The organism is Enterococcus sp. HMSC061C05, from assembly GCF_001814765.1.
Taxonomy (GTDB): domain Bacteria; phylum Bacillota; class Bacilli; order Lactobacillales; family Enterococcaceae; genus Enterococcus_B; species Enterococcus_B lactis.
In genome coordinates, this window is the sequence record NZ_KV817744.1 from 189,039 (window position 1) to 199,085 (window position 10,047).

The following is a 10,047-nucleotide window of genomic DNA, read 5'->3' on the forward strand; positions in this document are numbered from 1 at the left end:
CTTCATGTTATTACGTGAAAAAATCAAAGAAATCTCCTTTTCTCCTTCAGAAAATGAAGTGATTCAGTTTCTCTTAAGCGATTCTCCAGCACTTGGCGAAATGACCATCCAAGAGATTGCTGAGCGATGTTATGTCCACCCGTCCACACTCATCCGTGTAGCAAAAAAAATGGGTTTTGATGGCTGGGTCAGTTTTCGTAATGCTTTTTTAGCTGAAACAGCCTATCTTGAAGGGAATTTTCAAGACGTAGATGCGAATCTTCCTTTTTCCACCACAGACGGTATTATGACGATCGCAAATAAAATGGCTTCTTTAGAACAGATGACGATTCAAGATACACTTTCTCTCATTCATCATGACCAATTGCAAAAAGCCAAACAACTAATGCTTCAAGCAAAAAAAATCGTGATTTTCGCCAGTAACTCGAATACTTTGATTTCTCAAGATTTCATGCTGAAAATGAAGCGCATCAAAATGGATGTCACGATTGTCACCACTTTTGGTGAATCGTTCTATGAAGCGTACAATTGCACGAGTGATATGTGCGGGATTCTGATTTCTTATACGGGTGAAAACAATGTGATCCTTCGTACCGCAGAAATATTGAAACAAAATCATGTTCCAATTTTAGCTTTGACCAGTATCGGTGATTCAACGCTATCTTCAATGAGTACAGCCGCTTTGCGACTTACGACACGCGAGCGACTGTATTCAAAAATTGGTAATTTTACGATCAATACATCGATTTGTTATCTTCTAGACGTGTTATATAGTTGTGTTTTTGCAGAAAATTATCAACAGAATTTAATCCATCTAATCTCTGTAGGACAAAAATTTGATAAACGCCCTATCAGCTCAGCCATCATGAAAGAGCCTTTCAATTTTGAAAATAAAGAAGTGGACTAAAAAGAATAGTTAAGCCTAGTCCATTCTTTCACCTAACCGTTCAGGTCAGTGCGGTGATAAGTGCATCGTCTGGCCCGACCGTCTCCCCTTGATTTTCCAAAATATCCAAATAATCCATGTAATTGGTGACAATCACAGGTGTTTCTAAACTGTATCCTTCCGCTTCGATTTTCTTTTTGTCGAAGCGGAGCAACAGATCGCCTTGTTTCACTCTTTCTCCTTGCTGCACCAAGCTTTCAAAATATTTCCCTTCCAACTGAACAGTATCCAATCCGACATGAATCAGCAATTCCAGACCTGCTTCAGAAACCATTCCGATTGCATGTTTCGTCGGGAACAGGGTCATGACTGTTCCGTCAAAAGGGGCACGTACTTCTCCTTTTTCAGGGTAGATCAAGATTCCTCGACCTAGTGTTCCTTGTGCAAAAGCTGCATCCTTTGCTGCATTCAGTGGAGCGATTTGTCCTTGTATCGGTGTTTTTACAATTTCTTTACCTGATCTTTTCTGTCTATCATCTGTTTCACCTGCTTCCTCCTTCCAAAAGAAAAAAGTCAGCGCAAAGGATACCACCATCGCAATGGCGATTCCAATCAATACATTAATCACATCCGTTAAATCACCATCTGGTCTAATATAGTTGGGAATTGTAAAGATGCCTAATCCACCTTGATTCCAAGAAGTTAAATTCATTAACCCACTATACGCGCCTCCTAACGCACCACCGACACAGGTAAAAATAAATATTTTTTTACGTGGCAATGTAAACCCATAAATAGCTGGCTCTGTAATCCCCACAATACCAGAAACAATGGCTGGTATTGCAATTGCTTTGTCTTTTGGGTTTCTAAGCTTAAAGTAGAGTGCAGTAAGTGCTGCAGTTTGTCCAAAAGACACTACTGCAACAGGTGTCATGATATTTTGCCAGCCATTCACAGAAAATTGCATCAATCCCATTGGTACGATTGCCCAATGGAGACCAAACATCACCAGAATTTGCCAGAAGAAGCCTACGATTGCTCCATAAATAACTGGCGAAAGTGCTAAAAGTGTTTCAAATCCAGCCATTAAAATATCAGTTGCGAATGTGAATGCTGGTCCAACGAGTAAAAAACCTAAGGGCATTGTAATAAGAACGGTGAAGAATGGAACGAAGAAATTCGCGATCATCTCAGGTACTAACTTTTTAATTGGTTTCTGAATTTGGCTAGCTAACAACACAATAAAGATAATGGGAATGACAGAAGAAGCGTAGTTACGCGCAATCCAGGGAATGCCGAATACTGTTTGATAAATAGGTGCTTCAAAAATAGTGCCAGAAAATATGGTCGTCAGTGGTGCTTCTGCTGCACCACTCAAAGCTTCCAGCGACAAGCTAGGATTCATTAATGCTGCGCCAAGCAACATCCCTACGAATTCATTTACTTTAAATTTACGGGCAGCTGTTAAACCGATAATAACAGGCATAAATTGGAATACAGAATCACCGATATTATCAAACATAACAAATGTGCCAGAACCGCGGTCAAATGCGCCTAAGAAGACAAGTAATGCTGTCAGTCCACGAATCATCCCACCAGCAGCTAGAATAGCAAGGAATGGCTGGAAACAGCCCGATATTCCATCAATAAGCATATCAAACGGTCTCATTTTTTCTGTTGAAACAGCCTCATCAAAAGTAAGATTTCCTGCTTTTATAACCTCTTCAAACACGACTGGCACATGATTCCCGATGACAACTTGGTACTGTCCTCCCGCTCGCATTACCGTCACAACACCGTCCATATTTTTCAAGATCTCATCATTTGCTTTTTCTTCGTTTTTTAATTTGAAACGAAGCCTTGTGATACAATGTGTCAAACCATTGATATTTTCCTTCCCGCCGACATTTTCTACAATTTTGCTCGCTAATTCTTGATATTTTCCCATTTCTATTCCCTCCAATTTATTAGTGGAAGGTTTAGCCAACTGAATGTCACTACCCTTATTTCATGCGTTCTTGTTAATTTATCCTCCTTTTTTTATTTATTTACAACGATTCTCATGCACTAAACGCGCAGTATGGATCGTTAAATACATTTTTTCGTCCGTGGACATCTGGTAGTTGAATGCCTCGGCTAAAAAGTCTGCTATTTTCTCAACGCAACTAAACGTGTCCTTATATTTTTTTTGAATAACCTGGAACAATTCCTCAGAAACTTCTCCCACTTCTGTTTTTTCTCCATCTAGGACGCGTGTTAGAAAAAAACGTAGGTGTGTGACGAATCGAAAAAAATGGACTGAATCTTCATCAAATGTAATCTTATAGTAATAGCGGACGATATTTAGAATATCCTGTATTGTTGTAGTAAACAGGTAGGTATTGTCTTGTTGGCTTTGAATGCCTTGTGCATTGACTAAATGCAATGCGATAAATCCGGCTTCATCTTCTGATAACTTGATGTGGTATTTATCCGAGATTTTCTTTACTGTTTTTTTCCCGATGGCATACTCTTTAGGAAACAGTTGCTTGATATCATACAGCAATACATTTGGTACAAATATTCCCATTTTGTGACGTTCGATAGCCGTATACAAATGATCCGTCAATGCAATATACACTGAATCATTCAACTGGACTTGTAGAGCCTCTTTTGTATATTCAATGATTTCACAAGAAATTTCTAAGTACTCAAGAGGAATCGCTTGTGCCAATTCTTGGAACTGTTGTGAAAGTCCGTCATTTGTCAACTGAAATTTTTTGTCGATGCATGAGTCAAAAATCGGGTCACCCACTTTCTTTTTGAATGCCAAACCTTTTCCCATCACGATCATTTCCTGATTTCTTTCATCTCTGGTTATTACGACGTTGTTATTCAGTACTTTCTCAATCAGCATGTTTTACTCCTTTCCATGATATATAGGGCTGTATCCAAAACAAAAAGAAAAACCCAAAAAGCCGTCCATGAAACCATGGGAGACTCATCAGGTTTAGCTTGCATCAGGCAATCACTATCCAAGTTGTATCGTTTTCTTTATATTATCGAAAGCAAGCGCTTTTGTCAACGCTTTCTTAGCGGCTATTGGGCACTTCTGACTAGCTGTCGTGATTTTTTTTAAATCTGGTAATTACGACACTAACGCTCACAGATGAAGAATCTGGGAAGCTCTGTTTTATTTTCACTCTAGCGCTTAGGTCAAAATGCTACTATGCTACTGTCCCAACTTCTAATATACGGTGTTCCAGTACCAGCTTATCGGTGATAAGCCAAATTTATGCAAAAATCTGGAAAGCCTTTTTTACAATTTTTTTCTTATCACCTAAAGCTGAACGGAGCCCTGTCACAACCACTTTTTACACACCACTGCTTTGCAGTTTGTACATATCTGCATACAAACCATTTTGCGCTAGAAGTGTTTCATGATTCCCGCGTTCTACTATATGACCTTTGTCTAAAACTAAAATCAATTCTGCATCCCGAATCGTGGACAGCCGATGGGCAATCGCAATCGTTGTCCGTCCTTGTCGCATTTTTGTCAATCCTTCTTGGATCAATCCTTCTGTTTCAGTATCGATATTTGCTGTCGCTTCATCCAATACTAGTATTTTAGGATCTGTCACGATTGTTCGCGCAAAAGTGATCAGCTGTCGTTGTCCGCTAGAATAGCTGGCACCGTGTTCGATCACTTTTGAGTGATATCCTTTTGGTAATTCATCGATGAACTTGTTTGCTTGAACAAACTCAGCTGCATGGCGAATCTGTTCGTCTGTGATAGTTGGATTCATCATCCGGATATTTCCTGCGATGTCTCCATAAAACAAGAAGGCATCTTGCAAGACCAATCCCATTTTCTTACGTAACTCTTCCATTGGATATTCTCGAATGTCATGATCATCAATCAAGATCTGGCCTTCATAAAATTCGTAAAACCGCATCAATACGTTGATGATCGAGCTTTTTCCGCTTCCGGTGTGCCCCACTAATGCAACGGTCTCTCCCGGATTAGCGACAAAAGAGATATTGTTCAATACATTGTGCTCTCCATCATAAGAAAAGCTTACATTGCGAAACTCGATCTTACCTGAAGTAATCGCTTGATCTGCTCCAGGATTTTGTTGCGGTGCATATTCTTCTGTATCCATGATTTTCAAAATACGACTACCGGCAACCATTCCATCTGTAAAGGTGCTCAAAAAGTCCATCATTTGAGACATTGGATTAAAAAATCCCTGGACATAGGTCGTAAATGCATAGATCAGTCCAACTTCTACGGGAGAATGCAGCGCATCGATCCCAAACAAAGTCAACGCCAACGCAATCGCCAATGCATATAGAAAATTGATGATCGGACTTAACAGAATCGAATTTGTTTTGATCATCGCATAGCGCGTGTCTAAATACTCGTTGTTCACTTGTTCAAATTCTTTAGCTAAACGAGCTTCTTGGCGAAACTGCTGGATAATACGCATGCCGGAAATCGATTCATTCAATTTCGTGTTCAGCTGACTTAATTTTTCCCGCATATTCCGGTAAATACGAGAACTGAATTTCTGGTAATACCAGATGACGATTCCTAAAATCGGCAAGAACACCAAAGTCCACAAGGCAATTTCTCCATTGATTTGAAACATGGCAATGAAGGAAGAAACGACTGCAAAGATCCCAGTCAATACCATCAAAAAGACATACCAAAATTCAAATAGCGTTTCTGTGTCATTTGTCACTCGAGAAACAGTCGATCCTGCCGGTGTCTGATCAAAATAACGCATACCTAGTGTATGCAGCTTTTCAAATAATCTTACCCGAACATACTGATAGGTCTTCAATGAAGCCATGGAATACAAATACCATTGGAAAAACCAAATGATACTTTTGACTATGACTCCAAACAAGTACATACCAGCAAAAAACAAAATAACTTGTGTCGTAGCCGACTGTTTAGCCAGATGATCATCCATAAAAGTTTGGATGATCCTTGGCAATAGGACATTGATCACAGACAGGGCAAACGCAAATAAGATAGCAACGATGAACGTTCTTCTAAAAGGTTTGGCGAACTTCATCAGTCGTTTGATGATCTTCTTCTGTTTTTTAAGTGGAATCGATTTTGTCCATTCCGATTGATAATTTTCATCCATCAGGCCTCGCCTCCTTCTATCTTCGCTTCTAATTGCTGTTTCTCCCACATTCGTTCATACCAGCCGCCTAATGCAAGCAGCTCATGATGGGTTCCTCGTTCAATGATTTTCCCTTGATCGACAACAATGATTTCTTTTGCATGCATCACGCTGCTTAAACGGTGAGCTGCAATGATGGTTGTTTTCTCTTTTCTTATTTCTTTTAAATTATGCAAGATAGCTTCTTCTGTTTTGGCATCTACTGCAGAAAGTGCATCATCTAAGATCAGCAATTCAGGATTTTTGATCAATGCTCGAGCAATCGAAATCCTTTGTTTCTGTCCGCCAGATAAAGAGACTCCACGTTCTCCAACTAAGGTATCATAACCTTTTGGCAATTCCTTGATTTCATTGTTGATAAATGCTAAAGAAGCCGCATGCTCTACTTCTTCTTCTGAAAGTTTTGGATTAGAAAAACGGATATTATCTCGAATGGTCATCGAAAACAAGAAGTGATCTTGAGGCACATAGCCGATTGATCCTAATAAAGCATTCAATGAATATTCTTTGATCGAACGTCCGCCAAATTGGATTTTTCCTTGATAATCATCGTATTCACGCATCAGTAATTTGATGATTGTCGTTTTTCCCGCACCAGTTTTCCCAACAATACCTAATGTTTCTCCTTCTTGGATCGCAAATTTGATTTGTTCTAATGCTGGTGATTCTTCTTTCGGATAGTTAAAAGAGGAAATAGCTACATTCAGCTCGCCTTTTGCCGGGGTCTGCACTGCACCCAGTTGTTCCACGATATGCGTCTTTTCATGCAAAAGTTCATTGACGCGATCATAAGAAGCATTTCCTCTTTCCAATACGTTGAACAATCGACCAATCGCAAACATCGGCCAAACAAGCATACCGATATAGCTAATAAATGAGACCATCTGCCCGATCGAGATCGTGCCTTCCAAGACATACTTTCCACCTAAAATAATTGTTGCAACATAAGACAGACCGATAATCAAGGTAATGAATGGATCAAATAAGGAGTCTAAAAAATTGACTCGTTTGTTTTTAATAATTGCATCTTCAATCTTTTCTTCAAAATCCGCGAGATCTTCTTTTTCTTGTCCAAATGTTTTAATGACTTTGATTCCAGTAATACTTTCTTGTGTCTTATCATTGATACTAGAAAAAGCTTCTTGCGAATCACGAAAAGCATCGTGGAGTTTTGACCCCAGTACTCGTGAAGTAACGGCTAGTAAAGGCAGAGGAATCAGCGCAATCAGTGTTAAGCGCCAATCAATAAACAAAATCATCGCAATGATCGTTGTTCCGCCCGTGATCACTGAATCTGCAAAGGTCAAGATACCAGCTCCTGCTACATTTTGGATTGCATTCAAATCATTCGTTGCATGAGCCATCAAATCTCCAGTCCGATATTTTTGGTAAAAGAGATTGTCCATTTCTGTAAAATGTTTGAATAGCTGCTGCCGAAGTTCTTTCTCCAACCGAGCTGCACTTCCCCAAATATTCGTCCGCCAGATATAACGAAAAAGATATTGTAAGAGAGCTGCAAGGATCAATAATAAGATCCACCAGGAAATGATCTTTATTGATAAATTTTTATCGGCGATCTCATCAATGATGATCCCAATCACTTTTGGAGGAACTAACTGTACCAAGGCCACTGCGAATAGGGAGAAAATCCCAATTAAATAATGTTTCTTTTCCTGTCGAAAAAACCAACCTAATTTTCTAAAAATCGACATTTTACTCCTCCTTTGTCTTTATCAAGAGCATAGGATTGTCTGTGCTTGTCTTTTTTGCTGAATAGTCTGAATAGTCTAACAAATTACGAAATAAAAAACGGACTGAAAAAATCAGCCCGCAAAAAGTCTTTGGGTCAGAACCTATTTTTTCCCTTGGTTCTTCATTTGCTGCATCATCTGGCGAATTTTCTTCTCAGATGGTTTTTGCCCCATTGACATCATCATTGATCGCAACATGTCCTCATTAACGGGAGGATTTTTTTCTAAATAGTCTTTCATATATTTACGCGCTAGGAAAAAGCCACCTACTGCGCCGATTAGCAAAGCAATAATAGCAATAAGTACGACAATACCTGTTGATACCATATAAATCTCTCCTTTCTATTTCCGAATTGCTCTCAATGATTTATTTTACTAAAGTTTATTGAAAAAAGAAAGGCGTATTCTTTAGTTTCATGCAAAAAATAGTGTTTTTTTTAGAGAAGAACAAAATTTCTTTCATTAACCAGCAAGACGCGCCACGAAAAAAAATTAGGCATACCGAATCTTTTTCTTTAATTTTTTCTTTCTGAGGTGTAGAATGTAATCGTAGATAAATAGGAAAGGTGGTTTTTTCTTGAATAATCAATCCAACAAACAATTTCATAAGCATCGACTTATTGAACATACAAATGGTTTATCTTTAGCTGAAGTAAATGGAACAGTGGATGTACCCAAGGGAAAAAGTTTTTTTAAAACACTTCTTGCTTACTCTGGACCAGGTGCATTAGTAGCAGTTGGTTATATGGATCCAGGTAACTGGTCCACTTCAATCACTGGTGGACAAAATTTCCAATATTTATTGATGTCAGTTATTTTGATGTCTAGTCTGATTGCTATGCTTTTACAATATATGGCAGCAAAATTAGGAATCGTGACCCAAATGGATTTGGCCCAAGCAATCCGAGCACGGACAAGTAAGACATTGGGTGTCATTTTATGGATCTTGACTGAATTAGCCATTATGGCAACAGACATCGCAGAAGTCATTGGTGCAGCAATCGCCCTCTACCTGCTTTTTGATATTCCATTGGTAATTGCCGTATTTATCACTGTGTTAGATGTTTTCGTCCTTTTATTGCTGACAAAAGTCGGATTTCGTAAAATCGAAGCTTTGGTTGTCTGCTTGATTTTCGTCATTTTATTCGTTTTCGTCTATCAAGTTGGCTTGTCTAACCCTGATTGGCACAGTTTGTTTGCCGGCTTTATCCCTAACAGTCATACATTCTCAGACTCACCAGTCATCGGCGGTGAAACTCCGCTGACTGGAGCTTTAGGGATTATTGGTGCAACAGTCATGCCGCATAACTTATATCTTCATTCAGCAGTTTCTCAAACTCGGAAGATCGATCACCAAGACGAAGAAGATGTAGCACAAGCGGTACGCTTTTCTACTTGGGATTCTAATATCCAGTTGTCAATGGCTTTTCTAGTCAATGCACTGCTATTGATCATGGGTGTTGCTGTATTCAAAACCGGTTCTGTCCAAGATCCTTCCTTTTTTGGTCTGTATGAAGCTTTATCTGATCCATCAGCTATGAGCAATGGTATCTTGATTGCTGTGGCAAAATCTGGTATCTTGTCTACTTTATTTGCTGTAGCACTTCTTGCTTCTGGCCAGAACTCTACTATTACTGGTACGTTGACCGGTCAAGTCATCATGGAGGGCTTCATCCATATGCGTATCCCAATTTGGCTAAGAAGACTAGTCACACGATTGCTTTCTGTGATTCCTGTATTGATTTGTGTTTTGTTTACAAGTACAAAAGGAACGATCGAAGAACATACCGCTTTGAATAACTTGATGAATGAATCCCAAGTTTTTCTGGCTTTTGCATTGCCATTCTCGATGATTCCTTTACTGATGATGACCAATAGCCAAGCGGAGATGGGGAGCCGATTCAAAAATTCATTTGTTGTAAAACTACTTGGCTGGTTCTCTGTGATTAGTCTGACTTACTTGAACTTACGAGGATTACCAGGTCAAATCGAAAGTTTCTTCGGCGAGCAAGCCACCTCAGCTCAACTAGCATTGGCTGATCAAATCGCTTATGTAATCATTGTTCTTGTCCTTCTCCTGTTGGCATGGACGATTGGTGATTTATATAAAGGAAACAAAAAATATGAACAGCGTTTGCAAGAAACGATAGAAGAAATCGAATAGAAACTGATTCTTTTACACAAAGGAGGTTGTGACAGAAGTGGGCAGCTTCAAGAAATAAGAAGGAATTTA

Annotated in this window: 7 protein-coding genes; 2 read left to right on the forward strand and 5 right to left on the reverse strand. The window is 39.2% G+C overall.

Annotation, left to right across the window (positions count from 1 at the left end; translation table 11 throughout):
• Window positions 1–4 precede the first annotated feature (4 nt).
• Window positions 5–907 carry a MurR/RpiR family transcriptional regulator gene (locus tag HMPREF2988_RS08040; protein ID WP_070770374.1) on the forward strand — a complete coding sequence of 301 codons (903 nt, stop codon included), beginning with the start codon at window positions 5–7 and terminating at the stop codon, window positions 905–907.
• Between the two features lie 40 nt (window positions 908–947).
• Here HMPREF2988_RS08040 and HMPREF2988_RS08045 read toward each other — a convergent pair whose 3' ends face one another.
• The 5 genes from HMPREF2988_RS08045 to HMPREF2988_RS08065 form a co-directional block, all read right to left on the reverse strand.
• Window positions 948–2,834, reverse strand: a complete 1,887-nt coding sequence (locus HMPREF2988_RS08045; RefSeq protein WP_070770375.1) for a beta-glucoside-specific PTS transporter subunit IIABC — start codon at window positions 2,832–2,834, stop codon at window positions 948–950.
• Between the two features lie 96 nt (window positions 2,835–2,930).
• Window positions 2,931–3,782, reverse strand: a complete 852-nt coding sequence (licT, locus tag HMPREF2988_RS08050) for a BglG family transcription antiterminator LicT (protein ID WP_025481706.1) — start codon at window positions 3,780–3,782, stop codon at window positions 2,931–2,933.
• A gap of 457 nt (window positions 3,783–4,239) precedes the next feature.
• Window positions 4,240–6,024: an ABC transporter ATP-binding protein gene (locus HMPREF2988_RS08055; protein WP_070770376.1), complete on the reverse strand. Its 1,785-nt coding sequence runs from the start codon at window positions 6,022–6,024 to the stop codon at window positions 4,240–4,242.
• A complete protein-coding gene (locus HMPREF2988_RS08060; protein ID WP_070770377.1) occupies window positions 6,024–7,775 on the reverse strand; it encodes an ABC transporter ATP-binding protein in 1,752 nt (583 codons plus the stop codon). Before HMPREF2988_RS08060 ends, HMPREF2988_RS08055 begins: the two co-directional genes overlap by 1 nt.
• 141 nt (window positions 7,776–7,916) lie before the next feature.
• On the reverse strand, window positions 7,917–8,141 hold the full coding sequence (locus HMPREF2988_RS08065; RefSeq protein WP_002291670.1) for a YneF family protein: 225 nt from the start codon (window positions 8,139–8,141) through the stop codon (window positions 7,917–7,919).
• Between the two features lie 250 nt (window positions 8,142–8,391).
• Between HMPREF2988_RS08065 and HMPREF2988_RS08070 the strand changes: the two genes are divergently transcribed.
• On the forward strand, window positions 8,392–9,978 hold the full coding sequence (locus tag HMPREF2988_RS08070; protein WP_002320293.1) for an Nramp family divalent metal transporter: 1,587 nt from the start codon (window positions 8,392–8,394) through the stop codon (window positions 9,976–9,978).
• The last annotated feature ends 69 nt before the right edge of the window (window positions 9,979–10,047 follow it).

Excerpts from the sequence above, each read along its gene's own strand:
- HMPREF2988_RS08055 (WP_070770376.1), bottom strand. The coding sequence starts at position 6,024 with ATGGATGAAAATTATCAATCGGAATGGACAAAATCGATTCCACTTAAA.
- HMPREF2988_RS08065 (WP_002291670.1), bottom strand. The coding sequence starts at position 8,141 with ATGGTATCAACAGGTATTGTCGTACTTATTGCTATTATTGCTTTGCTA.
- HMPREF2988_RS08040 (WP_070770374.1), top strand. The coding sequence starts at position 5 with ATGTTATTACGTGAAAAAATCAAAGAAATCTCCTTTTCTCCTTCAGAA.
- licT (WP_025481706.1), bottom strand. The coding sequence starts at position 3,782 with ATGCTGATTGAGAAAGTACTGAATAACAACGTCGTAATAACCAGAGAT.
- HMPREF2988_RS08060 (WP_070770377.1), bottom strand. The coding sequence starts at position 7,775 with ATGTCGATTTTTAGAAAATTAGGTTGGTTTTTTCGACAGGAAAAGAAA.
- HMPREF2988_RS08045 (WP_070770375.1), bottom strand. The coding sequence starts at position 2,834 with ATGGGAAAATATCAAGAATTAGCGAGCAAAATTGTAGAAAATGTCGGC.